The organism is Termitidicoccus mucosus (assembly GCF_038725785.1).
GTDB lineage: Bacteria > Verrucomicrobiota > Verrucomicrobiia > Opitutales > Opitutaceae > Termitidicoccus > Termitidicoccus mucosus.
In genome coordinates this window covers 2,867,307-2,891,960 of sequence record NZ_CP109796.1, presented here as the reverse complement: position 1 = coordinate 2,891,960, position 24,654 = coordinate 2,867,307, and the positions used below count along the sequence as shown (strand labels likewise).

The 24,654-nt window shown below is 62.4% G+C and carries 17 protein-coding genes; 9 read left to right on the top strand and 8 right to left on the bottom strand.

Going from position 1 to position 24,654, the window contains the following annotated elements; translation table 11 throughout:
• The first annotated feature begins 163 nt into the window (after positions 1-163).
• The gene (locus OH491_RS10080; RefSeq protein ID WP_145928942.1) at positions 164-2,605 is read left to right on the top strand and encodes a TonB-dependent siderophore receptor; all 2,442 of its coding nucleotides are present in this window, start codon (positions 164-166) and stop codon (positions 2,603-2,605) included.
• Between the two features lie 196 nt (positions 2,606-2,801).
• Here the strand turns inward: OH491_RS10080 and OH491_RS10075 are convergent, their stop codons facing one another.
• The gene (locus tag OH491_RS10075) at positions 2,802-3,317 is read right to left on the bottom strand and encodes a DUF1697 domain-containing protein (protein ID WP_068771528.1); all 516 of its coding nucleotides are present in this window, start codon (positions 3,315-3,317) and stop codon (positions 2,802-2,804) included.
• Between the two features lie 330 nt (positions 3,318-3,647).
• Entirely contained in the window at positions 3,648-4,481 is an 834-nt protein-coding gene (locus OH491_RS10070) for an SDR family oxidoreductase (protein ID WP_068771529.1), read from the bottom strand.
• Positions 4,482-4,568: 87 nt separating this feature from the next.
• On the opposite strand from OH491_RS10070, the gene OH491_RS10065 reads away from it, so the two are divergent.
• Complete coding sequence (locus OH491_RS10065) at positions 4,569-5,486, top strand: AraC family transcriptional regulator (protein ID WP_068771530.1); 918 nt, start codon at positions 4,569-4,571, stop codon at positions 5,484-5,486.
• A 277-nt stretch (positions 5,487-5,763) separates the two neighbouring features.
• Here the strand turns inward: OH491_RS10065 and OH491_RS10060 are convergent, their stop codons facing one another.
• The 5 genes from OH491_RS10060 to OH491_RS10040 all read right to left on the bottom strand — a co-directional run bounded on the left by OH491_RS10060 (position 5,764) and on the right by OH491_RS10040 (position 10,779).
• Positions 5,764-6,201, bottom strand: coding sequence for a GFA family protein (locus OH491_RS10060; RefSeq protein WP_068771531.1), 438 nt, complete (start codon positions 6,199-6,201; stop codon positions 5,764-5,766).
• Positions 6,198-6,563 carry a nuclear transport factor 2 family protein gene (locus tag OH491_RS10055; RefSeq protein ID WP_068771666.1) on the bottom strand — a complete coding sequence of 122 codons (366 nt, stop codon included), beginning with the start codon at positions 6,561-6,563 and terminating at the stop codon, positions 6,198-6,200. The genes OH491_RS10060 and OH491_RS10055 overlap by 4 nt, the downstream gene beginning before the upstream one ends.
• 59 nt (positions 6,564-6,622) lie before the next feature.
• Positions 6,623-7,075 carry a DUF6314 family protein gene (locus OH491_RS10050; protein WP_145928943.1) on the bottom strand — a complete coding sequence of 151 codons (453 nt, stop codon included), beginning with the start codon at positions 7,073-7,075 and terminating at the stop codon, positions 6,623-6,625.
• A gap of 39 nt (positions 7,076-7,114) precedes the next feature.
• The gene (locus tag OH491_RS10045; protein ID WP_068771532.1) at positions 7,115-8,239 is read right to left on the bottom strand and encodes a hypothetical protein; all 1,125 of its coding nucleotides are present in this window, start codon (positions 8,237-8,239) and stop codon (positions 7,115-7,117) included.
• Between the two features lie 998 nt (positions 8,240-9,237).
• A complete protein-coding gene (locus tag OH491_RS10040) occupies positions 9,238-10,779 on the bottom strand; it encodes a B12-binding domain-containing radical SAM protein (protein WP_068771533.1) in 1,542 nt (513 codons plus the stop codon).
• A gap of 260 nt (positions 10,780-11,039) precedes the next feature.
• On the opposite strand from OH491_RS10040, the gene OH491_RS10035 reads away from it, so the two are divergent.
• The 3 genes from OH491_RS10035 to OH491_RS10025 all read left to right on the top strand — a co-directional run bounded on the left by OH491_RS10035 (position 11,040) and on the right by OH491_RS10025 (position 15,546).
• Positions 11,040-12,404 carry an MFS transporter gene (locus OH491_RS10035; RefSeq protein WP_068771534.1) on the top strand — a complete coding sequence of 455 codons (1,365 nt, stop codon included), beginning with the start codon at positions 11,040-11,042 and terminating at the stop codon, positions 12,402-12,404.
• Between the two features lie 405 nt (positions 12,405-12,809).
• Complete coding sequence (locus OH491_RS10030; RefSeq protein WP_084442394.1) at positions 12,810-14,978, top strand: TonB-dependent receptor; 2,169 nt, start codon at positions 12,810-12,812, stop codon at positions 14,976-14,978.
• 199 nt (positions 14,979-15,177) lie between these two features.
• On the top strand, positions 15,178-15,546 hold the full coding sequence (locus OH491_RS10025) for an acyl carrier protein (protein WP_068771535.1): 369 nt from the start codon (positions 15,178-15,180) through the stop codon (positions 15,544-15,546).
• 79 nt (positions 15,547-15,625) lie between these two features.
• On the opposite strand, the gene OH491_RS10020 is transcribed toward OH491_RS10025, so the two are convergent.
• The gene (locus tag OH491_RS10020) at positions 15,626-16,642 is read right to left on the bottom strand and encodes an AraC family transcriptional regulator (RefSeq protein WP_084442395.1); all 1,017 of its coding nucleotides are present in this window, start codon (positions 16,640-16,642) and stop codon (positions 15,626-15,628) included.
• A 91-nt stretch (positions 16,643-16,733) separates the two neighbouring features.
• Here OH491_RS10020 and OH491_RS10015 point away from each other — a divergent pair, with 91 nt between their 5' ends.
• The 4 genes from OH491_RS10015 (at position 16,734) to argS (ending at position 24,456) form a co-directional block, all read left to right on the top strand.
• Complete coding sequence (locus OH491_RS10015; RefSeq protein WP_068771668.1) at positions 16,734-18,170, top strand: sugar porter family MFS transporter; 1,437 nt, start codon at positions 16,734-16,736, stop codon at positions 18,168-18,170.
• Between the two features lie 175 nt (positions 18,171-18,345).
• Entirely contained in the window at positions 18,346-21,144 is a 2,799-nt protein-coding gene (locus tag OH491_RS10010) for a hypothetical protein (RefSeq protein WP_068771539.1), read from the top strand.
• A 67-nt stretch (positions 21,145-21,211) separates the two neighbouring features.
• Positions 21,212-22,513, top strand: a complete 1,302-nt coding sequence (locus OH491_RS10005; protein ID WP_068771540.1) for a beta-ketoacyl-[acyl-carrier-protein] synthase family protein — start codon at positions 21,212-21,214, stop codon at positions 22,511-22,513.
• Positions 22,514-22,680: 167 nt separating this feature from the next.
• Positions 22,681-24,456 carry an arginine--tRNA ligase gene (argS, locus tag OH491_RS10000; RefSeq protein ID WP_068771541.1) on the top strand — a complete coding sequence of 592 codons (1,776 nt, stop codon included), beginning with the start codon at positions 22,681-22,683 and terminating at the stop codon, positions 24,454-24,456.
• Positions 24,457-24,654 lie beyond the last annotated feature (198 nt).

The following is a 24,654-nucleotide window of genomic DNA, read 5'->3' as shown; positions in this document are numbered from 1 at the left end:
TAACAAATCCGGAGCGAGGCTGATTTACTGTATGATTTTATCTAATCTTGCCGGTTAGAATTTCTGATGTGCATTGCCCCGTCCCGCTTTCGCGCAAACCGCCCCGTCGCGGTTTTTCGTTCCTTCCCCCCTTCTTCATCCCAACCAACCCACACGCACTGCCATGCCTATGCCTCCCCATCCTTCCGCACCCGGCCTCCGCCGCACCGCTCTATTGTTCCGCGCCCTGTGCGCGTTTGCATCCGCCGGGCTGATCGTTTCCGCCCAGCAGGAGCCCGCCGCCGCCGGCCGCGACGAAGTGGTGAACCTGCCCACGTTCACCATCACCGAAAAACCCGTCAGCGAATACCAGTCCCACCAAGCGCTCAGCACCACGCGCGTGGCCATGTCGTTGCAGGATGTCCCGCAGACGATTTCCGTCGTCACCAGCCAGCTATTCACCGACACGCAGGCGCCGCGCATGCTCGATGTGGCCAAATACGTGACGCCCGTCGTGGAATCCACGCTGCCCTACGGCGGCGACCGTTACCAGATCCGCGGCTTTCAGGTCTCGCAGGAATTCATCGACGGCACGGTCATCTCCGGCGCCGATGGCTACAGCATGTCGCTGGCTCCCTATAACATCGAGCGCATCGAGATCATCAAGGGCCCCAACGCCATCCTCGTGCCCGGCGGCAGTCCCGGCGGCGTGATGAACCCGATCACGAAGTCGCCGCTCGATTACAACCAGATCACCGTCACCGGCGGGCTCGCCCAATACATGGGAAACGGCGCCGACATTGACATCAACCGCGTCCTCGACCCGGCGGGCTCGATGGCGGCCCGCCTCGTCGCCGCGTGGTGGTATGACGACCTCTACGCGAAAAACCAATACCGGCACGGCTGGCTCGTCGCGCCGTCGTTCTCCCTCCGGCTTTCGCCGCAGCACAAGCTCATCCTGAAGGCCGAGTTTCTCGACAACCGCGAGACCAACCTCAGCGGCCTGCCCCTCGACCCGCATGTCGGCACCCGCGATTCCGCCCGCCGCGCCGCCGGGCTCCCGCGCGACTGGTCGTTCGGCGATGACAGCGACTCCCGCCACCGCTCCACCGAACGCGTCAGCGCCGAACTGCTCTCCACCCTCGGCAGCCGCGTCACCATGCGCCTCTATGTCATGGGCGATCACGTGCGCCGCAAGGACGCCGGCGGCACCGGCGCGGCCATAAAATACCTCGACTCGCTCGGCAACACCGTCACCGAGACCGGCAGCCGCAACCCCTTCACCGGCCTGTATGAACCCGGCGTCATCTGGAACACCGCCGCCTACAACGCCGACACGACCGGCACCGTGACGCTCGCCGGCACGCCGCTGGCCCTGCCCGACGCGTCGGAATATATATACAGCCGCAGCGCCACTTCCGTGGACCTCGAATACACCGAAGGGCACATAAAAAACGAATACGCCATCCGCTTCCAGCCGTCCTGGGGCACATCGACCACGCTGCTCGGCCTCGCCGCCAACACCTCCGTCGTCCGCTTCATCGCCACTCCGCCCGGCGCGCGTCCCGATGTCCATGCCGACAACCTCGGCGCCATCACCTATCCCCCGCGCGTCTATCCCGCGCCCACCGACACCAACCGCACCGACAAGAAGGCCAAGCAAAACGACCTCCAGCTCTTCATCTTCGAAACCCTTGGCCTGTTCGGCGACCGCATCCTGCTTTCCGGCGGCGTGTCGCGTTTCTTCGGCGAGCTGACGCGCACCGACAGCGGCCCGACCGACCGGGACCCGACGCTGGGCCACACCACGCCCTCGTATAACTTGTCCGACACCGCGCTTTCCGGCGGCGTGGTGGTCAAGCCGCTAAAAGAGCTTTCCTTCTTCTATGGCTACAACGAATCCGGCGGCACCATGCCCGGCTCGCTCAGCGCGGGCAAGAACGCGCCCTCGCTCAAGGTCGCCGCGGGCAACCAGAACGAGTTCGGCGTGAAAACCGCCCTGCTCAACAACACGCTGACCGCCTCGTTTGCCTACTTCATCATCGAGCAGGAAAACTATCCGGTCCCCAACAGCGAATTCTACACCCTCGTCTCGCAGGGCATAACGCCGCCGCCCGATTTCCCGAATCCGCTCTACCTGAACCTGAAATCCAAAGGCTGGGAATTCGAGGCCAGGTATTCCTACAACAGAAACCTGACCGTCTTCTTCAATTACAGTGACTACGAAATCCGCCAGCCCGTCACCGATGTCCGCGTGCGCGGGGTGCCCGACCGCAGCCTCGGCGCCTATGTGGATTACCGTTTCACGAACGGCCTCCTCGCCGGCTTCGGCGTGAACGTGGGCGTTGACTACAAGGGCGACGTGGCCGGCGACACTGCGACCGGCTACACCACCACCCGGCCGCTGCCCGACGGCTCCTTTGCCGCCAGCCAGCCCACGTTCACGGTCGGCAGCCGCACGGTGGTGAATCTCGGCTTATCCTACCGCCGCGCCGACTGGATCGCCCGCCTGTCGGTGGCCAATCTATTCGACGAGGATTACGTGCTCGCCGCCGGCAGCCGTACCTCGGTCATCGAAGGCGACCCCCGCTCGGTGCGCTTCACTGTTTCATATACATTCAAATAATACCATTTTCGAACCATTATAGACTTATCAAGGTAGGGCGAGGCGTCCCGCCGAGCCGTTGCTGACCAACGGCTCGGCGGGACGCCTCGCCCTACCTAAATATAAATTTCGTTCGAAAATAATATAAAGATCCCGGGACATTGCAGCGACGGGATCCCCGCCGACGCTCCGACAAACCGAAGCAAACCCCGAATCACTACGCCTGTGCGCATTTCCTCACCGTCTCCCAGGTGCGCGTGGTCACCCCTGCTCCGAATGCCTTTTCGATCAGGTTCATGAAAACCGGACCGCGGGGATTGGGCACATAGGCGGTAAAGACCTCCCGTCCCTCCAGGGCGAGGATGCGCGCGCCCTCCTTCTCGATCGGCAGCCGCGGGATCGCCCCGCACGGCTTGCGCAGAAAAGTGACGACACGCTTGGCCTCTGCGGGAAGATCGAACCGGGCAAACGGATCGGCCTCGATCATCCTCTGCAATTCCCCGACGGTCCTTGCGATTGTGGGAAAGGCGCGGCCCAAGTGCCTCGCCATCGCAGCCTCCGCCTTGCGCTCGATCCCGGAGAGGGAACGCAACGAGGAGTCGAATACGACATTGCCGCTCGAAAGCACGGTTTTGACGTCAACAAATCCGGCCGATTCGAAACACCGTTTCAGTTCCGGCATCTTTGCATTCATCGGGCTCACGCCCCGGAGAAAAGCGACATGGCGTGCCATGATTTTACCCGCCTTCGTTTATATAAAAACCACGTGGCTGCGGTCGTCAAAATCCAATCCGCTCGTATAATGCTTCGATTTCATAAGGCATGGTTTGTCGGATTCGCTCACTTTCGCGAGTCCAATATAGTGGCCGCATTTATAAATGGAGGGACGGCCACGGTTTAATGAATTCTGTTTTGACACAGAGAACACAGAGTTCTGACACGGAGGGCACAGAGAAAAAACCGTTTCAGGCTTGGCCTCCGTGGTCTCTGTGGGCCGCGCTCTGTGCCCTCTGTGTCAAAACAGACCCTAAGCCATGCCCGGAGCAAGCGAGGCAAGGGAAACTCACTTTGCCGGGGCGCCTCCGAACATGGTTCGTATGCGGGTCATGAATTCCTGCTCGGGAAGCGATTGGCGCAACTCCGCCAGCATGACGCTGTCGGCGCCAGCCGGGTAGCGAAGCTGGTCGCGTCCGTCGGTCGCGGCCGCATAGATGGCCTCCGCGACATCCTCCGCAGTGGTATAGGCGGCGGGATACTCCTGCATCGATTTGAGGTAGCGTCCCGCATAGTCGGCGTAGGCTGCGGGAATCATATTGTCGCAGCGCCCGCCGGAATTGGCCGCGAAGCTCGTCGATGGCGCGAGCCCCGGCTCGACGATCTTCACCCGCACGCCAAACATCCCGAGCTCATAGGCGAGCGATTCCGAGAAACCCTCGACCGCATACTTGCTGGCCGTATAAACCGCGACCAGTGGCATCGGTGCGATGCCGGCGCTCGATGTCACGTTGATAATCGTGCCCGAACCGCGTTCGCGCATGTGAGGCGCAATGGCGCGGCACACCGCCATTACGCCGAAGGTATTTGTCTCGAACACCTGCCGGATCACGTCGTCGGCCACGACCTCGTGCGCCCCGAACATGCCGATCCCCGCATTGTTCACCACGACGTCGATTTTTCCGAACCGCTCCATCCCCTTCGAGATGGCGTCGGAAATGCTCCCCGAATCGGTGACGTCCAGGGATGCGACAAGCAACCGGTCGCTGTCTTCAAGCAGCCCTGGTTTGGGCGAACGCATGGTGGCGATGACATTCCAGCCGCGGGCAAGGAAGTGCGCGGTGCCCGCCTTGCCGAAGCCGGAAGAGCAGCCGGTGAGCAGAACAGTGTTTTTTGTATTCATATATGTTTCTCGGTGATCCCCTATGTTAGCAGGGTTTTCCGGACTTGCCATAATGGAAAATCCAAAATACATTTCAGATCGTCCAAAATGGATGCCCTGGCCGCCATCGTCACACTCCTGAGACCGCAAGCCGTCGGAACCAAAATCATCCATGGCGCGGGGCGCTGGGGCGTGTGCTATCCGGCGCTTGGGCAGCCGAGTTTCGCGCTTGTGCTCAAAGGGCCGTGCTGGCTGGCCGTCGATGGAATCCCCGCGACGATGCTCGATGCGGGGGATTTCGTCCTGTTTCCGGCCATGCCTGGATTCACCATGGCGAGCGATCCGAAGGTCAAACCAAGCGCAATGAAGCTCGCCCCGTCCGAACGGCAGGCGGAAGAGGTTTTTCACGGCGACGCGACGAAGGAACCGTCGGTCAGCATGCTGGGGGGATACTTTTCCTTCGATCCCATCAACGCATCGATGCTGTTGGATTCCTTGCCGAGGATGCTGCGCATCCGCGCAGCCGATCCGTCAATCGGCAGCGTGGCGGCCATTGTCGAACTCATCCGGCGGGAGGCGCGCGAGAATCGCGCCGGCCGGGCGCTTGTATTGGCCCGCCTCATCGAAGTCATGCTGGTCGAGGCGCTGCGATCCGTCCCGGCCGGAGTGACCGCGACCGGATTGCTGGCGGGACTGCGGGAGCCGCGGCTTGCGGCCGCCCTGCGCGCCATCCACACGAAAACGGCCCGGCCGTGGACGCTCGCCACGCTCGCCCGCGAGGCCGGCATGTCCCGGTCCGCCTTCGCGGAACGCTTTGCCCGAGTGATTGGGCGGACGCCGCTGAACTATTTGCTGCAATGGCGACTCGCGGTTGCCAGAGACCTGCTGGCCCGCGAGCGGAAGCCGGTTGCCGAAACGGCGCTCGCCGTCGGCTACGAGTCTGCCAGCGGCTTCAGCACGGCCTTCAGCCGCGAGACGGGGCAATCACCAAAGGAATTCATCGGGTCTCATCGAGGCGGCGCGTGAACCACCGCGGCATACGCCTGGCCGGGCCAAGCACCATTTGGAATATCCATCTGCGCCCTGAGCTTTAGAGTGCTAACAAAATAGTCGGCACAAAGACGCGAAAAGGCAGAGGAAGTCTGTTTTGACACAGAGAACACAGAGCTCTGACACGGAGAGCACAGAGAGAAAAAAGACCTTTTCAGGTTTGGCCTCCGTGGCCTCTGTGGGCCGCGCTCTGTGCCCTCTGTGTCAAAACAGACTTCCTCAATTTTCTTTTTGGTAAACGCGCTTAGGCTCCTCAGGTTTCGCGAATGATGGAATCGATGCCTTCCGAAAACTTCGGGATCATATCGATATTGAGCAGCCACGGTGCCCGCTCATCCCAGAAGATATTTCTCTCGGGTTTGGCGAGTGGATCGTCATCGAGCAGCCCGGCGGGAATCACGAAATATTGTTTGTTTCGGCTCAAGCGGGGCACGGCGCTGCCGCATCTTCTGCAAAACCACCGCATATATCCGGGATTCGACTGCTGGTCGGTGAATCGTTCTATCATTGATTCGCCTGCGATCCATCGAAACCTTTCCGGCAGGAAGAACAAGAATGCTCCATGCGCGGAGGAGGTCGTCTTCCGGCACGAGATACAATGGCAATACTGAAACCGAACGGGTGGCAAATCAGCTTCAAAGCATACGCTCCCGCATAGGCAGCTTCCCTTTGTTGTATCTTTGGTCTTCATTTTATTGCGCTCACGTGGCCGGCGACGACTTGCGCTTGCTCTCCTTCAAGATGCCAGACTCGCATGTATCGGAAATCGCCGGAAAATGGCGTGCCCTGATGGCTGCCGGCAACCGCCATGCGAACGACCACGACGGCGACGCTCCCATGGAGCTGAATCTGTCTTTCGGAAGGCGTCAATGTGTCAATCCGAATCTTGCCCGACCGATGCGTATCAAGATCATCTCTCTTCGTAAGCAAAGTGCCGTCGTATAGAACAAATACGAGCCGCTCGGAAATGAGCGCATCCAACTCTGCGACATCGCTGGCCATCATCGCCCGCCGCAACCGCTCTTCCAGTTTTTCAATATCGGATTTCGTCATGTCGTTTTTCCCGGACATCAAAGATGAGCCACGCGGAGACTGCGAGGCTAAACTCTGGACTACCAATAAGTATAACGAATGTATTCCCGCTTGCGCGGCCCAATAATGGACCATTCCAATAAAAGCCGCCCTCCGTCGAGTATCAGCGATGCCGTATAACAATCGTCCCGACACTGGTGCGGACTAACTTCTCTCCAACGTCCATCCCCCTGGTGAGCCATGTCGAATAACAACACCGGATGCTCAGAACCAAAGCGCAAATGCTCCAATCGCAACATATCGCCAACTGCTGTCCAGCGAAACGCGTTCTTAAAACTAACGCCAACTCGGCTCATATCATTCGGATGCCAGGTGCCGGATTCTTTGAATATAATAACGCCATCCATCGGCTCGGACACGGCAACCGTGCCACTGCCAACGCCATCCCAACCAGTCGCCGCTTCACTGCGGGCATCAAAACGAAGCGATGTAACCCGCCGGAAAAACGACAATACTTCTGCAATCGATGTCATCCGTCTTCTCTTTTGGCGCTGGTGCCTTGTCCGGCGACTTCATCGGGACTGCCTGATGACCGCGCTCGTCATTTGTCGCTTGGCTAAACGCGCGGCCAGCGCGGCATCCAAGTCTGCCGGCGTCGCACAACTTCCTTCCTCAACCCAATGCAATTTCTCGGCCACTGCCTTCGCTTCCGCGAAGGTGTCTGATACAATAAAACCTTTCACCCAGGTTACGGGCGTCAATTTCTGCATCGGCTTGAGAAACACATACCCCTCGGCAAAGTCATCAAACGTGCTGTTCGGACCCAGCATGCGGAAGTACAGGCCTTGATCGTCGCGGAGCATACCGAACGGAGTGCCGACGACATCAAATCCCACGGCCGCTCCGTTCGCCCCTGCAATGGTCTCCTCGATGAATTTCGTAAAGTTGCGAGCACGGCCACCTCCCGGCATCTCGTGATGCAAGCAAATTTGAAATATGCGCTCGTCATGCTTCCGCGCGAGTCTCGCGGCCAGACGCTCGCCATGCCGGACCGTGTGCGCGAATCCGATATGCACCAGTGCCTTTCGGTTTTTGCTGAAGATTTCGCGCTCGATGACAGCGGCCATATGTTCCTCGCGTGCTTGAACGATCCTGAACCTTTCAGCCTCCCTTTTCGTAAGTAGATCGAACTGCTTCCAGTCGGCGTCGATGCCGACTATCCGGAACGGTTCCGCGTCCGCGGTGAGTTTACGATTAAATGCCCAGATAGCTTGGACGATGTCCATGTACTCCTGATAACCCCACGTCGGCCATGGACCGCCCCGAAACAGCCCCACCACGCTCGACTCGTCATAACTTTCTGCGGAAACGATTTCGGCCAGCCGATCGTTGTAACAACTGCAGATGAATTCTGAGCAGAGCGTTCGCACTCCAGCATTGTACAACGGTGCCACCAGAGAGGCGACAAACTCACAGTTCTCCCTCACTTCGTGCGTTTCACCCAGGAGCACTAAGTCGTATTTGGCGAATTTCGAGACAACATAGCGGTCCGGTTCGTAGCCGGACTGTTTCAACCATTCTTCGCATGCCGCCCGCGCCTCGACGTTGAGGACCTGCGGCCCCGGATGTGAATTTCGTGCCGGCGCTGCGGCAAGGGCGCACGAAGCCAGAAGAGTTAATATCAGAGGTATTTTCATAAAAGGTGAGTAGAAGGCCGGCGCAGGCTTCCTGCGTCAAATGTCCTTAGATGAGCCACGCGCAGACTGCGAGGTTAAATTGCAGAGCCATCGTCCACCCGCGTTGGTTCTGGCTGGTTAGGTCCTTTCTTTCTTCCGTGGGAAGAATGTGCGCCGCATCAATGGAAGGCTCGCTACAGCTATGATGAGTAGTGTTATCGACGTATACAAAACACGCCGGGCTACTACTTCTACACCCTGAAACTGTAAAGATGGCAGTGTGCATACGGCTACAAGTGCAATAACGATATCAAGCCATAATATGGTATAAATAAGCACTCTAATCCAACCTGTCTTTACGACGCGCCACGGAACGATAAATGGAAGACAAATAAAAACCCGCACACTAACATACGCTACTGCTGGTATAATTCCGTCATGAAAAGTAACTGCGCCATATAGACTGTCGCCAATCAATACAGTTGCAATGGCTATACCAAGCGCGCGAATTATTATGCCAGCGATGCTCATCTTTTTCTTTTACCTAACAGTATTATTGAGCTGCACTCAGTGCAGCATGAGTGACGCTTGAGAATGGTGGTGATTTTGCCATAATGCGAATGCCAAAAAATCATATTCCATTTATTTTACAAGATCTTATATTGTGAAAACAATCGGAGTTTATTTTTTTCGGACAATTTTATGGTTGCCTTGCAGGGGACAAAAGCCGCACCGGCGGGATGGTCATGAGTTCAAAGGCTGTTTCGTTTTCTCGGTGGCATGTTGTTTGGAGTAAGGGCTTCAATTCCGGCAGGACTGCGGGAGCGTTATCCACGCGGTGCGGCAGGGCCGGCGGCAAGTGCGGGCGGCAAGGCGCTTTTATAGTATTTCCTCTCAGCATTGGTCCAAATGGTAGGGCGAGGCGTCCCTGCCGAGCCTCGGCTCAGCCGGAGGCTTCGCCCTACCGGCGCTGCCGCGCCATACTTTTGGCGTTTGCGACCCATTGAGCGAAAAATGCCCTACGCCCGCGCGTCGGCCTGGAGTTCGGCGCCCAGGGTGGCGCGGAGGTTCATGGGCTGGCGGGGGTGGAGCGGAAAATCCTTTTTGGCGGCTTCGAGTTTGGTTTTATTGGCGTTGAAGTAGCGGGCGGCCTGAAAAACGCGGGGCATGTTGGCCAGCAGGTGCCAGAGGCTCCAGCGGTGCTGCCAGAGGCGGTGCGAAAAACGGCGGCGGTAGCCTTTGCTGTTATAAAAACGGCGCACGTGCCAGTTGTATAAAGCATCCATTTCCTCGCGGCTTTCGAAGCCTTTCGGCAGATAGATGAAATTCAGGCAGTTCATCAGGCGCCAGTCCTCGTGCAGTTCTCCTTCGCGCCCGCCGGCGCATTCGTCCCAGATGGGCGCGCCGTAGAGCGGGCTGAACTTGGTCATGTTCATCTCGTCGAGGTCGAGCGAGAGGATGAAGTCGCTGGTGGCGCGCACCGTGGCCGGGGTCTCGCCGGGGAGCCCGAAGATGAACAGCCCTTTGGCGCGCAGGCCGGCGGCGTGGATTTTTTCCACCGTCTCGCGCACGGCGTCGAGCGTGACGCCGGCCTTGTGGCGGCGCATCATGTCGGGGTCGGCGGACTCCACGCCGAGCGAGACCATGAGCGCGCCGGCGCGCTTGAGCAGGCGGAGCATTTCGAGGTCGTCGTGGCCGGTGCGGATGGCGCAGTTGAAGCCGACGCCGAGCGGCTTTTTGATGAGCAGTTCGCAGAGTTCGTAAACGCGCTTTTTGTGCGCGGTGAAGAGGTCGTCGTAGATGTTGATGTGGCGCACGCCGAAGCGGTCGCGCAGGTGCCGCATGTGTTCGTAGATGTAGGCGGCGGAGTTGTAGCGGTGCAGGCGCTCGAAGACGGTGCGGTCGCAGAACGAGCAGGTGTAGGGGCAGCCGCGCGAGGTGATCATGGTCGCGCCCCAGCGCCTGACGTAGGAAAAGAGCGGGAGATGATAGCCGGAGGGGAAGCCGGCGAGTTTCCCGTAGGAGGGAAAGGGCAGTGAATCCAGATCCTGGATACGGGCGCGGCGGGGGTTGGTCTTGATCTCGCCGGTGGCGGGATCGCGCCAGGCGAGGTTGGGGATGCCGGCGGGCGCGCGGCCTTCGACGAGGTCGAGCATGAGGCCCTCGCCTTCGCCGAGGCAGAGGCAGTCGATTTCGGGGAAATGACGCAGCAGGGGCGCGCCGATGGCGGAGCCGTGGACGTTGCCGAAGACGATCTTGATTTCGGGGCGGCGCGCCTTGATCGCGGCGGCGAGGTCGGCGGCCTCCATGAAGCCGGCGGTGGTGGCGGAGAAGCCGACGAGGTCGGGCCGGGTGGCGAGGATGGCGGCGACGTTGGCGTCGAGGCCGCGCGGCGCGAGCGGGCCGAGGCAGTCGTGGACGGCGGCGTGGTGCCCGTGTTTTTCCAGCCAGGCGGCGAGCGAGAGGATGCCGATGGGCGCCATGCGGTTGGCCAGCACGGTGAAGTCGGGCTGGCCCGGCACGAAATTGAACCCGGCGGGATGGACGAGGGTGACGCGCATGGCGGAAAATTAAGAATCAAGAATCAAGAATTAAGAACAAAAAAATTTAACCACAGAGCAGTGGTGTTAATGAACAAGGGAAATATTTTCTCACAAAGGCACGAAGGCACAAAGGAATGGGAAAGGCGCCTCTCCTTCTTTGTGCCTTTGTGAGAGACAAAAGCCCCTCCGGTCTCCGTGCCATCCGTCCTCCGTGGTTAAATAAAATCGAAGGTTGAATTTGCAGGCGGGCGGGAGGGTGCTAGGCTCGGCGGTTTTCCATGTCAGACTCCGGTCGCTCCACTTATTATCACGACCCTTATGCCGCGCTGCGGGTGCGCAATTACCGGGATTTCATGATCGGCGGCTTCCTGTCGTTGTTCGGACGGCAGGCGGTGAGCATCGCCATCGGCTGGCAGATCTATGAGTGGACGAACTCCGCCACCGCGCTCGGGTTGATGGGGCTCATCAATGTCATTCCGCTCATCGCGCTGTCGTTGCCGGCGGGATTGCTGGCCGACCGTTGCGACCGCAAGCGCATCATCTCGCTCGGCGCGGTTGGCGCGGCGGTGTGCTCGCTGGTGCTGGGCTTGCTCGCGCTCGGGCACGACTGGATGCCGCACTGGGCTCCGCTCGACTGGGGCAACCGCGTGCTGCTGCGCATCGCGCTGGTGTTTGAAAAACAGGTGGGGAGCGGCGGGCTGAATTTCACCGACCCGGAACTGCCGCTCATTTACCTGGTGCTGTTCATCCAGGCGGTCATCCGCATGCTCACGTGGCCGGCGCGCGCGAGCATCCTGCCGCTGCTGCTGCCGAAGGAGAAGCTCAGCAACGCCATCATGTGGAATTCGACCACGTTCGAGACGGCCACGGTGGCCGGGCCGGCGCTGGGCGGGTTCATCGTGGCGTGGTTCGGGTTTGCATCGGTTTATTTTTTGGACGCGGCCATCGGGCTGCTGTTCTTCGTGCTGCTGCTGCGGGTGCGTTATTTGAACAAACCCGAGCCCGCGAAGGAGGGCCGTTCCCTCTGGACAATGCTGGCCGGGGCGCAATTCATCTGGCGCAAGAAGGCCATCCTCGGGGCGAGCACGCTGGATTTGTTCGCGGTGCTGCTCGGCGCGATCACGGAACTGCTGCCGGTGTTCGCCAAGGAGATCCTGCACGTGGGGCCGATCGGGCTCGGGTGGCTGCGCGCGGCGCCGTCCATCGGCGCGGTGAGCATGGCGTTGTGGCAGGCGCACCGGAGGCCGTTCCGGCGTCCGGGCGCGGCGATGTTGTGGGCCGTGGGGGGCTTCGGCGCGGCGATCGTGACCTTCGGGCTTTCGAAAAACTACGCGCTTTCGCTCGCGGCGCTGCTGCTCACGGGGGTGTGCGACAACGTCAGCGTGGTCGTGCGCCAGTCGCTCATCCAGTTGCTCACGCCCGACCATCTGCGCGGGCGCGTGACGGGGGTGAACCAGGTGTTCATCGGCTCGTCCAACGAGATCGGCGCGCTTCGCGGCGGCATCATGGTGGCGCTGCTCGGCCCGGTGGCGGCGGTCACGCTCGGCGGCGCGGGCACGGTGGTCGTGGTGCTGCTGGTGGCGTGGCTCGTGCCCGATCTGCGGCGGCTCAAACCGCTCAACACGCTCAAGCCGGAGGAGTGATGCCGTTGCTCTTTCAAGAATCCAGATGATGGATGTTACGCGGAGGCTGGCGAGGCACGGGCGTCCCGCCCGTGAGATTGGGTGGCGGGGACCCGCCCATGCGATGGCCCCCCGCCGAGTCCCGATGCCTAAACAGGCGGCGCTTCACATCGTCCACGGGCGGGACGCCCGTGCCACTTAACCAAGCGACGGCCTGCGCCGATTAGCCGTCCTTCAAGACTGCCGACGATTAGGCGAGACTGATAACAGGCGCAAACAGGGATCGCAGCAGCCGGGCTTCTTGGTGGGGCATCGCGGGAATCGGCAGTTGACTCCAGACTAGAGAATCATTCTCAACTTATTAATTGATACTGAGTCTGCATCCTTAAATCATTTTTCCATACGCATAACTTTTTTCTGTCTAATATGATAAACAATAGATCGCACTGTAAAATCATACTTGCCTGTCTTGGTCTGCTGCCGGGGCTGGCTGCGTTTGCCGGACCGGGCGCCGATAAAGCCGTCCCCAATGAACCGGACGCCGACGTGGTCAAAATGGAGCGATTTCAGGTCTGGAGCGATTCCAAGCTCTTCGGCGACGGCTTGGTGGCGCCCGAGGAGCAGTTTGGTTTTTTGGGCGACCTCAACGTGATGGACGCGCCGTTCAGCGCGAGCCGCTACACGTCCGACCTGATCGAGAACCAGCATGCGCGGACCTTGCGCGATGTGTTGATCAACGATCCGTCCTCGCGCCCGGCCTACGGATACGGCAATTTCGAGGAGCTTTTTTCGATTCGCGGGTTCGTGCTCTACAACTCCGACATTTCCTATGCCGGCTTGTATGGCGCTCTGCCCCGTCAGGTGACGGCGACGGAGATGATCGATTCGGTGGAGATTTTCAAAGGGCCGACCGCGTTGGTGAACGGAGTGCCGATCGGGGGCTCGGGCATCGGCGGGACAGTGAACATCCGCCCGAAGCGCGCCGCGGCCCAGCCGCTCACGCGCCTCACGCTGGACTACTCGAATGACGGCTTCGCCGGCGGGCACATCGACCTCGGGCGGCGCTTCGGCGCGAAGCAGCAATTCGGCGCGCGGCTGAACGGGGTTTATCGCGACGGCGAGACCGCCATCGAGGACGAGCATCGCGAGCAGGGGTTGTTTTCCCTGGCGCTCGATTACACGACCGACCGCGTGCGCCTGGCCCTCGACCTCGCGTATCAAAACCACCGCATCGACCAAGGGCGCAACATGGTGCTGATCGCGATGCCCGCCGGGCGCATCCTCGAGGCGCCGGACGGGAGCGAAAACTACGCGCAGGACTGGAACTACTCCTATCTGGAAAGCTATTTCGGCATGATGAGCGCCGAGGTCATCCTCACGGACTGGCTGACCGCGTATGCCGGCGCGGGCGGCTCGACCAACGACGAGCACGGCATCTATTCGAGCCCCACCGTGACCAACGAGGCCGGTGACGCGACCTTCGGCGCGATGGAGGTTCCCTACAAGGACAACAACCTCGGCTACCAATTCGGCCTGCGCGGGGCGTTCGAGACCGGCGCGGTAAAACACAAGCTCACGCTCGGCTACTCGGCCGCGCATATGAAGAAACGCGCGGCCTATGCGATGGGCGGTTTTGGAGCCGTCACCAACATCTATCGTCCCGAGCGGCTCGCCAAACCGGCCCTCACCCTCGTCGGCGGCAACATGGACCATCCCTCCGTCACGGGCGAGACCACCTCCGGCGGGATCTCCCTCGGCGACGTGATGACGTTTCTCGACGAGCGCGTGGCCGTAGTCGGCGGCGTGCGTTACCAGAAAATCCGGGTCTCCGGTTTCGACTACAACGACGGCTCGCTGACTTCCTACTACAACAAAGACGCCTTCACGCCCGGCGGCGGCATCGTGGTGAAGCCGTGGAAAAACATTTCCCTTTACGGAAACTACATGCAGGCCCTGCACCAGGCGCCCACGCCGCCCGCCACCGCCGCCAATCGCGACCAAGTGTTCGCGCCCTCCCGCGCGGAGCAATACGAGTTTGGCGCGAAGGCCGATTTCGGCACGTTTCTGGCGACGCTCGCCTTTTTCCAGATCACCCAGCCCTCGGGGACCACCGACCCGGTCACCACGATATTCTCGCTGGACGGCGAGCAGCGCAATCGCGGCATCGAGCTCACCGCCATCGGCGAGGTCCTCGCGGGCGTGCGCGTGCTCGGCGGTGCGATGCTCATGGATGCCACGCTGCGCAAAACCGACGGCGGCGCGAACGACGGCAACGACGCGCCCGGCGCCCCCGGTTTCTCGCTCAACCTCGGCGCGGAATGGGACGCGGCCTTTGCCAAGGGGCTCACCTTCGCCCTGCGCGGCATCTACACTTCGAAACAATACGTCGATGCCGCCGGCGCCTACGAGGTGCCGGACTGGATTCGCTGGGATATCAGCGCCCGCTACAAAACCGCCCTCGCCGGAGTGCCCGTGACCTTCCGCGTCAACGTGGACAATGTCTTCGACGAGCGTTACTGGTCGTCGGCCGCCGCCGGCTACGCGAGCATCGGCAATCCCCGCACCTTTCTCGTTTCGATGACACTCGATTTCTGAGTAGCAGCCCTGCCTCGAAGGAATTGCCCTGCCATTATGTCATGGAGGGACGGCCTCCGTGCCGTCCGTCCTTCGCGGGTGGATGCGGACGGCACGGAGGCCGTCCCTCCATCATAAAGTCATTTTTCAACAGTCGTTGGCATAACTTCTTCGTAATCCAAGCTTGTCCGCCTCCCCCTGATGGCTTTCGCTGCGGGGCATGCAGTCACCTCCGTCAACCCCGGACCCGTCCGACAAGCTTGAACATTTTCCACCCGAAATCCGCGATGCCTACGCGCGCTTTCGCGCCACCGGTGACCTCGCCGCGCTCCAGATCGTGATCCTCGCCGCCGTGCGCGACCACATGCCGAAACCCACCGACCAGCCCATGACCGACGACCTGCGTCTCATGGAGGACCTCGGCTACGATTCGCTCGCCGTCGCGGAGACCGTGTTTTTTATCGAGGATCTCTTCCAGGTGCGGGTCGAAACCGCCGAGATCATGGAGATCAAGACCGTCGGGGCGCTGAAGGAATTTGTCGCGAAAAAAATCGGCGGCGGCACCGCCAATGCCAACCCCGCCGCGTAGGCAAAAACGCGCCGGCGCCCCCGTCCCCCTCCGGCCCCGCGCCGGCGTCACCTCGCGCCCGTCACGCCGCTGCCCGCGCTTACCCCCGCCGCCGCGCACCCGCGTGCGGGCGGAGCGTGTTGCGCCGCCACTCCGCCGGGCTGGCGCCCATCTGCCGCCGAAAACAACGCGAAAAATACAGTGGATCATCAAAACCCAGCGCGTCCGCCACCTCCGCCACCCGCGCGCCGGTGCCGGCGAGCAAGTCCGCCGCCCGCTGCATCTTCAGCCGCGCGAAAAACTCCAGCGGTGCGCAATTCACCTGCCGCCGGAACAACGCGCAAAAATGCGACACGCACGCCCCCGCCGCCCGCGCCACCTCGCCGAGCGACACGCGCCGCCCGATGTTCGCGCGCAAAAAACGCACGCCCCGCGCCACCCGCTCCTCCGCCCGGCGCCGTCGCGCGCTCGTCGGCCTCCGCAACGTCAGGCACAGCCCCGCCAGCCGCATGAACGCCGTCGCCAGCCCCGTCATGTCCGCGTCCGCGCACGCGCCCTGCGTGTGCCCGTAACACTCCTCGAACGCCTCCGCCACCGGCGCCGTGTCCGCCACCCAGAACCGCCCGTGGTCGCGCACCCCCGCCATCGCCCGCGCGTAATCCGCCGCGCGTTCCCCCGTGAAATGCACCCAGAAAACCGACCACGGTTCGCGCGCGTCGGCCTCGTATTGGTGCGCGCGCCCCGGCGGCAAAATGATGCCGTGCCCGCGCCGCAACCGCAGCCGGCTCCCGCCGACCCGCACGCTCCCGCGCCCGTCCAGCACGAAAATCAGCACATACCCCGCGCAACCCGCCGGCCTGTCCACGTAGTGACCGAGCACGCGGTCGAAACGCCCGATGTGCGTCACGCGAATGTCGCGGCAAACCGGCAGTTTTCCCGCGCGCCGCACGATGGCCTCCGGCAAAATCACAAGCCGCTCGCCCGGAAAACCGTCCGCCATCCGCGCCCGCCCGACGCCTCCCGCGCCGGCACCCTCGCCGTCACCGGCCCCGGCGGATGACTTCCCGGCGCCGCCGGCGGGAATCACTTTCCGCCCACGCATGCCTGTTTTTTTCATGCAATAAAATCGTCCATGTCAAACAGCGGGAAGTCCATTCCAAAAAACACGCGCCTCGGCCAGCATGTCACCCGCGTCGCCCATCCCCGCCATGCACCCGCCAACCGCCCCCTCCGCCAACCAGTCCGCCCCCGTATTCCACCTCGCCTACGTCACCGCCATCTCCGCCATCGCCGCGCTCGGCGGCCTGCTCTTCGGCTACGACTGGGTTGTCATCGGCGGCGCGAAGCCCTTTTTCGAGCGCTACTTCTCCATCACCTCGCCCGCGCTCTCCGGCTGGGCCAACAGCTGCGCCCTCGTCGGCTGCCTCGCGGGCGTCCTCACCGCCGGCGCCCTCGGCGCGCGTCTCGGACGCAAACGCCTCCTCGCCGCCGCCGCCCTCCTCTTCGCCGCGACCTCCATCGGCAACGCCCTCGCGCCCACCTTTGCCCTCTTCATCGCGTGGCGCATCCTCGGTGGCGTCGCCATCGGCATGGCCTCCAACCTTTCCCCGCTCTACATCGCCGAAATCGCCCCCGCGCGCTGGCGAGGCCGCCTTGTCGCCGTCAACCAGCTCACCATCGTCTCCGGCATCCTCCTCGCGCAATTCGTCAACTGGCGGCTCGCCCGCGACCTGCCCGCCGGCGCCGATGGCGCGTGGATCGCCGCTTCCTGGTTCGGGCAAAACGGCTGGCGCTGGATGCTCGGCCTCACCGCCATCCCGGCGACCCTCTTCGCCCTCGGCATGTTGTTCGTCCCCGAAAGCCCGCGCTGGCTCGTCGCCGCCGGGCGGCCTGCCGCCGCCGGGCATGTTTTCCAAAAAATCGGCGGCCCCGCCTACGCCCGCGCCGCCGTCGCCGACACGACCGCCTCGCTCGCCTCCTCCCGCGCGAATGACAAATCCGCCTGGCGCGACCTGTTCGACCCGAAACTCCGCCGCGTCCTCCTTCTCGGCATCGGCCTCGCCGTCTTCCAGCAATGGTGCGGAATAAATGTCATATTTAATTACGCCGAGGACATCTTCCGTGCCGCCGGCTATGACATTTCCTCCGTGCTGAAAAACATGGCCTGGACCGGCTCCGTCAATTTGATATTCACACTCGCCGCGCTCGGCTCGGTTGACCGCCTCGGACGCCGCCCGCTCATGCTCGCCGGCGCCGGCGGCCTCGCGATCATATATGCCGCGCTCGGCGCCGGCTACCTTGCCGGCATGCAAGGCTGGCCGATGCTCCTCCTCGTGCTCGCCGCCATCGCCTGCTACGCCATGTCGCTTGCGCCCGTCACCTGGGTTGTCATATCGGAAATCTTCCCCAACCGCGTCCGCGGCGCCGCCACCGCCGTCGCCGTCGCCGCGCTCTGGAGCGCGTGCTTCGTTCTCACTTATACATTTCCAATATTAAACCGGCTCCTCGGCGCGCACGGCACCTTCTGGCTCTATTCCGCCATCTGCCTCGCCGGCTTTTTCCTCGTCAAGCGCCACCTCCCCGAAACCAAAAACCGCACCCTCGAACAGCTCGAAAAAGAACTGCAAAATAATACAATCCAATGATGCCCGATTTTAATCGCGGAAACACGGAAGGGCATGGCAAAAATCACGACAAAGTATTTTCCGTGCCTCCGTTTTCCGTGTTTCAGTGATTGAACTAAATTTTTCAAACTGCCCGCAATAAATTCCGCGGCTCCGCCCTTCCGCGATTAATCAGATTTTCAACCAGGCAACTCCCGTGAAATTCCGCAGACTCCTCCTCCTGTTCGCGTGCGCGCTGCTCGCGGCGCCGGCATCGCAAGCCGGAACAATAAACCTCGCCGGCGAATGGCAGGTTCGCCTCGGCGAAAATTATGCCGCCGCCGCGCCCGCCGGCGCCGCCAGCCTCCCCGGCACGCTCGACGACGCGGGCATCGGCACCCCGCCCGCCCTCGCCCCCGAACTCACCCCCGCCGTGCTCGCGCACCTGCACCGAAAACACGCCTACATCGGCGTCGCATGGTGGACGCGTGAAATTGAGATACCGCAGGAATGGGCGGGCAAAAAAATCCTCCTCGAATTGGAGCGCGTCCTCTGGCAATCGCAGGTTTTCATTGACGGAAAACCCTTTACCACGCGCGACAGCCTGTCCGTCCCGCACATCCACGACCTCGGCGGCGCCCTGAAACCCGGAAAACACAAGCTCGCGCTGCGCATTGACAACAACGAAATCTACAAATCCATCAGCCACCACATGCCGAAGTATGTCGTCCCGGCGAGTTTCCCGTGCGGCCACGCCTACACAAACCATACGCAAATCATGTGGAACGGTGTCCTGGGCAGGATAAACCTCCGCGCCGTCGAGCCGTTTCATATAAAAAATGTTTCCGTTTTTCCGACCGCTGGCACCGGAGCTGGCGCCGCGATTAAATTAAATATTAATTATTCAAATACCGACGCCACAGGGTCTTCAGGAACCATAAAATGCGTGCTCCGCCGCGACGGCGAGGACAAAATCCTGGCCGAGACAACACGCCCCGCAAAAATCGCCGCCGGCGCCGATGCCGGCAATTTGTCAATCGAATGGGAATTGCCGCAAAACCTGAAAATCGAAACTTGGGACGAATTTTCCCCGGCATTATACAAAATCGAAATTTCCCTCGCCGGCGCCGGCGCGGACGAGCCGCCGGTGCCGGTCGTCTTCGGTTTCCGCGATTTCGCCGCGCGCGACGCCGATTTCATATTAAACGGGAAACGTATTTTCCTGCGCGGCAACCTTGAGTGCATTGTCTTTCCGCTCACCGGCTGCCCGCCGACCGGCATCACCGCGTGGCGGAAAATGTTTTCCGATTATAAAAAATGGGGGTTGAACCACATCCGCTTCCACTCGTGGTGCCCGCCGGAGGCCGCGTTCGCCGCCGCCGACGAGGCCGGCGTTTATTTGCAAGTCGAGCTGCCCCACTGGTTCCACGGCGACCACGACGCGCAATCGCTTGGATTTCTCGACGCCGAGGCCGCGCGCATTCTGGAAACCTACGGCAATCACCCCTCGTTTTTGCTGCTCACCCTCGGAAACGAATTGAGCGGCTCCTCCGACTGGATGGACGCGCTGACGGAAAAACTCCGCGTCGCCGACCCGCGTCATTTGTATGCCGCGTCAACTTATTCCCATCAAAAAAACCTCGGCCGCGTGCCGGCGCAGGCGGACGAAATACTGATCACCCAGCGCACCGACAGGGGCTGGATTCGCGGACAGGGTTTTTTCAACGATTTTGCGCCGTCGTTTGACAAAAATTATTCCGCCACCGCCGCGCACGTCCGCGTGCCGCTCGTCTCCCACGAAATCGGCCAATACGCCGTTTCCCCCGACATGCGCGAGATTGACAGCTACACCGGCAACCTCGTCCCGCTCAATTTCATCGCCATCCGTGACGATCTGCAAAAAAAGGGCCTGCTCCCGCTCGCCGGCGACTTCACGCGCGCCACCGCGAAATTCGCCGCGCTTTTATACAAGGAGGAAATCGAACGCGCCCTTCGCACGCCGGAATTTGACGGCTTTCAACTGTTGTCATTGCAGGATTTCCCCGGCCAGGGCACCGCGCTCGTCGGCCTTGTGAACGCGTTTTGGGAGCCGAAGGGCGATATCAAACCGGAGGAGTTCCGACAGGCCTGCGCGCCGCTCGTGCCGCTCGCGCTTTTCCCGAAGGCCGTTTATGAGCGCGGAGAAATTTTCCACGCTGATATAAAAGTCGCCAATTTTCTGAAACCGCTCCCGCAAATGCGCGTCGAGTGGCGCATCGCCGGCGCAGGCGGCGAAACGCTCGCACGCGGCGCGACCCCCGCGCGCGATTTGCCAATCGGAAACCGGCTTTCCCCCGGCGCGATTGGGTTTGCGATCCCACCCGGCGCCGGCGCGGAGAAAATGCAGCTCGAATTGCGCGTCGCCGTCGCCGATGATGTTTATATTAACAGATGGAATTTCTGGGTCTATCCGCCGGCTCCGGCGGATGACAAAAACGAGACACGACATGAAAACGTGCTTGTCACCGGAAATATTTCCGAGGCGCTGCGCGCGCTCGGCGCCGGCGGACGCGTTTTGCTCGCGCCGAAAACGAATAATATAAAAGGCATCGAAGGCTGCTTCGTCCCTGTTTTCTGGAGCCCCGTCCATTTTCCGAAACAGCCCGGCACGATGGGAATTTTGTGTGACCCCGCGCACCCCGCGCTGCGTGATTTTCCGACGGATTTTCATTCCGACTGGCAGTGGTGGGAACTCGCCACGCGCTCGAAAGCCGTTGAAATCGCCGGCCTGCCCGTCACGCCGCTCGTGCGCGTGATTGATAATTTTGCGAAAAACCGCGCCCTTGCGAATGTCTTCGAGGCGCGCGTCGGCACCGGCAGTTTGTTGTTTTGCTCGATTGATATAACCGGAGACCTCGCCGCCCGCCCCGCCGCGCGCCAGCTCCGCCGCAGTTTGCTGCGCTACACCGCCTCGCCCGGCTTCCGCCCCGCTCCCGAGCTCGCCCCGGCGCAACTTGCCGCGCTCGCGTCCGAGTGAGGGCGCCGTCCAAAACGCACTTGGCGCTTGAGGCGGACGCGGCGGGCGCTTGTTATCGCATGTTTACATGCCTGCCAGCAACATAGCCGCGTCCGCCCGCCGCCGCGCCGTCATCACCGGCCTCGGCTTCATCACCCCCATCGGCAATGACCGCGCCGCCGTCGCCGCCAGCCTGCGCGAAGGCCGCCACGGCTTCGAGCCGGTCGAGTTTCTCAAAAACCCGGCCATCCCGGTGCGCCTCGCCGGCACGGTGAAGGACTTTTCCGTGGATTCGATGAGCTGGCGCGACTGGCGCTGGCCCGCCGGCTACGACCTCCCGCGCGAAACCCTGCGCGGTCTCGCGCCCCACGGCGTGTATGCCATCGCCGCCGTGCAGCAGGCCCTGCGCGATGCCGCGCTCGCGCCCGCCGACATCGCCGGCGACGATGACACCGGCCTCTTCTGCGCCTCCGCCGGCTCCGCCATGATGCTGCACGGCAACCTCGCGCAAATGCACGCCGTGCGCGGCGAGCGCGGCAACCCCATGGGCGTCGTCAGCTCCATCGCCGGCACGCTCAACTTCAACCTCGCCGCCCATTTTCACATCACCGGCGCGGTCTGCGGCTTCGTCTCCGCCTGCGCCTCCGGCAGCCACGCGCTCGGCCACGCCGCCGACGAAATCCGGCTCGGACGCCTCCGCCGCGTCATCGTCATCGCCGCCGAGGAAATGAACGCCGAGACGCTCCTCCCGTTCTCCGCCATGCGCGCCCTCTCGCCGCAGCGCGACCCGCGCCTCGCCTCGCGGCCCTTCGACGCCGCGCGCGACGGTTTCGTCGGCGCGGGCGGAGCCGTCGCCATCGTGATCGAGGACGCCGGGCTCGCCGCCTCCCGCGGCGCGCGCCCGCAGGCCGAGCTTGCCGGCTGGGGGCAGGCGGCCGACGGGCACAGCGTCGCCATGTCGCATCCCGAGGGCCGCGGCCTCGCCCTCGCCATGCGCCGCGCGCTCGCCGACGCCGGCGCGGCTCCCGCCGACATCGACTATGTCAACGCCCACGGCACCTCCACGCCGGTCGGCGACCGCGCCGAGGCGCTTGCGCTGCGTTCGATCTTCGGCGCGGAAAATCCGCCCGCCCGCCGCCCCGTCGTCAGCAGCACGAAAGCCCTGACCGGGCATCCGCTCTCGCTCGCCGGCGCGATGGAAGCCGCCTTCTGCGTGCTCGCGATGAACGAAGGTTTCCTTCCCGGCAACCCGCACCTCGTCAACCCCGACCCCGTGTGCGAAGGACTCGACCTTCCCGTCGCCGCCGTGGAACGCCGCGCCAGCCTCGTGCTCAACAACAGCAGCGGTTTTGGCGGCAGCAACGTCTGCCACGTGCTACGCGCCGTGTAACCCGGCGCCAAGGGCGATCGACCAAGGAATGCAGCCTCTTTCTCTTTATTCTTTATCTTTCCTCGTTCTCTTCCTTCCGCGCCTGACGAAAGAGGAAAGATAAAGAATAAAGAGAAAGATAAGAAGCTTGCGCGCCCGCCCCGTGCGGCGGTTCTCTTTTCCGAATCATGCACGTCCCGTTTAATCTCGCGACCGAACTCGACACCGCCCTCAAGACCGCCGCGTCCGCCGCCGGACTCGATGCCGCCGCATTTGTGCCCGAAGTTCGCACCGCCGACCCCCGCTTCGGCGATTATCAGGCCAATGGCGTCCTCGCCTACGCCAAACGCGAGAAACAAAACCCGCGCGCCCTCGCCGAAAAACTCCTCGCCGCCCTGCCCGCCGACATCACGGCGCGCTGCGACGCCGCCATCGCCGGCCCCGGCTTCATCAATTTCACGCTCAAGCCCGCCGCGCTCCTCGCCTGGACGCGCGCCTTCGCCGACGCCGACGCGCTCGCGGCGGGCGCAGCCTCCGCGCTTTCCGGCCAGACCTGGGTCGTCGATTACAGCTCGCCCAACACCGCGAAGCAGATGCACGTCGGCCACCTGCGCTCCGCCGTCATCGGCGAGGCCATCTGCCGCCTGCTCGCCTTTAGCGGCGCGCGCGTGATCCGCGACAACCACCTCGGCGACTGGGGCACGCAGTTCGGCAAACTCATCTACGGCTACAAACGCTGGGCCGATCCCACGGCGCTCCGGCGCGAGCCCATCGAGGAACTCGAGCGCCTCTACAAGCTTGGCAACGAAGCCACGCCCGACGGCTCGCCCGCGCTCGAGGAGGCCCGCCAGGAACTCGTGAAACTCCAGTCCGGCGACCCCGAAAGCCTCGCGCTCTGGAAAACGTTTTCCGAAGTCAGCCAGCGCGCCTTCGACGAAATCTACGCCCGCCTCGGCATCCGCTTCGACCACTACCTCGGCGAAAGTTTCTACAACGACAAACTCGAACCCGTCCTGCGCGAGCTCACCGGCCTGAAAATCGCCGGGGAAAGCCAGGGCGCGCTCGTCGTGTTTCATCCCGAGCACCCGCGCTTCAAGACCCAGCCCTTCATCGTCCGCAAGACCGACGGCGCCAGCAACTACGCCACCACCGACCTCGCCACCATGCTCTACCGCGTGGAGCACTTCAAGGCCGACGGCATCGCCATCGTCACCGACTTCCGCCAGGCCGACCATTTCGAGCAGCTCGCGCTCACCACGCAAAAATGGTTCGCCGCCACCGGCCGCCCCATGCCGAAGTTCGAGCACGTCACCTTCGGCGCCGTGACCGACGAGGCAGGCAAGGCCCTCAAGACCCGCGACGGCGGCACCATCAAGCTGAAAGACCTCCTCGACGAGGCCGAGCAGCGCGAGCTGGCCATCGTGCGGGACAAAAACGCCGGGCGCCCCGAGTCCGAGCGCTTCACCGAGGAGGAGTGCCGCGCCATCGCCCGCACCGCCGGCATCGCCGCCGTGCAATACGCCGACCTCTCGCAGAACCGCAGCAGCAACTACGTGTTTTCCTGGGACAAGATGCTCGCGCTCGACGGCAACACCGCGCCCTACCTGCTCTACGCCGTGGCGCGCATCCGCTCCATTTTCCGCAAGGCCGGTATCAGTCCGACGGATACAAACCTGGCCGCGGCGGCGACCGCGCCGGAGACGCCTGCGGAGATCGCCGTGGCGCGCAAGCTCGTGAAGTTCGCCGACGCCGTGCGCCTGGCGACCGACACGCTCCGCCCGCATTTCCTGTGCCTGTATCTCTACGAGCTGGCCGGCGACTACAGCGCCTTCAACAACGCCGACAAGGTGCTCGTGGACGACGCCCCCGTGCGCGCCCGCCGCCTGCTGCTTTGCGCGCGCACGCTTCTCGTGCTCGAGACCGGCCTGCACCTCCTCGGCCTCCGCACCCTCGAGCGCATGTGAGCCCGCGCCAAAATCTTTCCTCTTTATTCTTTATCTTTCCTTCCAAAAGTGGACGACACGGAGGCGGAGATCGTTCCACCACGCCACATTTCTGACAACGCGTCATTTCAATTCGTAAGTGATATGGGAATGGCGACGAGTTTTCCTCGTCGCCACAGCCGCAAAACCATGCTGGCCAACTCCCGCCCCGCGTGCCAA

Bases quoted from the DNA above. Each gene is read 5' to 3' on its own strand.
- OH491_RS10080 (WP_145928942.1), top strand. From the start codon at position 164: ATGCCTATGCCTCCCCATCCTTCCGCACCCGGCCTCCGCCGCACCGCT.
- OH491_RS10075 (WP_068771528.1), bottom strand. From the start codon at position 3,317: ATGGCACGCCATGTCGCTTTTCTCCGGGGCGTGAGCCCGATGAATGCA.
- OH491_RS10070 (WP_068771529.1), bottom strand. From the start codon at position 4,481: ATGAATACAAAAAACACTGTTCTGCTCACCGGCTGCTCTTCCGGCTTC.
- OH491_RS10065 (WP_068771530.1), top strand. From the start codon at position 4,569: ATGGATGCCCTGGCCGCCATCGTCACACTCCTGAGACCGCAAGCCGTC.
- OH491_RS10060 (WP_068771531.1), bottom strand. From the start codon at position 6,201: ATGAAGACCAAAGATACAACAAAGGGAAGCTGCCTATGCGGGAGCGTA.
- OH491_RS10055 (WP_068771666.1), bottom strand. From the start codon at position 6,563: ATGACGAAATCCGATATTGAAAAACTGGAAGAGCGGTTGCGGCGGGCG.
- OH491_RS10050 (WP_145928943.1), bottom strand. From the start codon at position 7,075: ATGACATCGATTGCAGAAGTATTGTCGTTTTTCCGGCGGGTTACATCG.
- OH491_RS10045 (WP_068771532.1), bottom strand. From the start codon at position 8,239: ATGAAAATACCTCTGATATTAACTCTTCTGGCTTCGTGCGCCCTTGCC.
- OH491_RS10040 (WP_068771533.1), bottom strand. From the start codon at position 10,779: ATGCGCGTCACCCTCGTCCATCCCGCCGGGTTCAATTTCGTGCCGGGC.
- OH491_RS10035 (WP_068771534.1), top strand. From the start codon at position 11,040: ATGTCAGACTCCGGTCGCTCCACTTATTATCACGACCCTTATGCCGCG.
- OH491_RS10030 (WP_084442394.1), top strand. From the start codon at position 12,810: ATGATAAACAATAGATCGCACTGTAAAATCATACTTGCCTGTCTTGGT.
- OH491_RS10025 (WP_068771535.1), top strand. From the start codon at position 15,178: ATGCAGTCACCTCCGTCAACCCCGGACCCGTCCGACAAGCTTGAACAT.
- OH491_RS10020 (WP_084442395.1), bottom strand. From the start codon at position 16,642: ATGAAAAAAACAGGCATGCGTGGGCGGAAAGTGATTCCCGCCGGCGGC.
- OH491_RS10015 (WP_068771668.1), top strand. From the start codon at position 16,734: ATGCACCCGCCAACCGCCCCCTCCGCCAACCAGTCCGCCCCCGTATTC.
- OH491_RS10005 (WP_068771540.1), top strand. From the start codon at position 21,212: ATGCCTGCCAGCAACATAGCCGCGTCCGCCCGCCGCCGCGCCGTCATC.
- argS (WP_068771541.1), top strand. From the start codon at position 22,681: ATGCACGTCCCGTTTAATCTCGCGACCGAACTCGACACCGCCCTCAAG.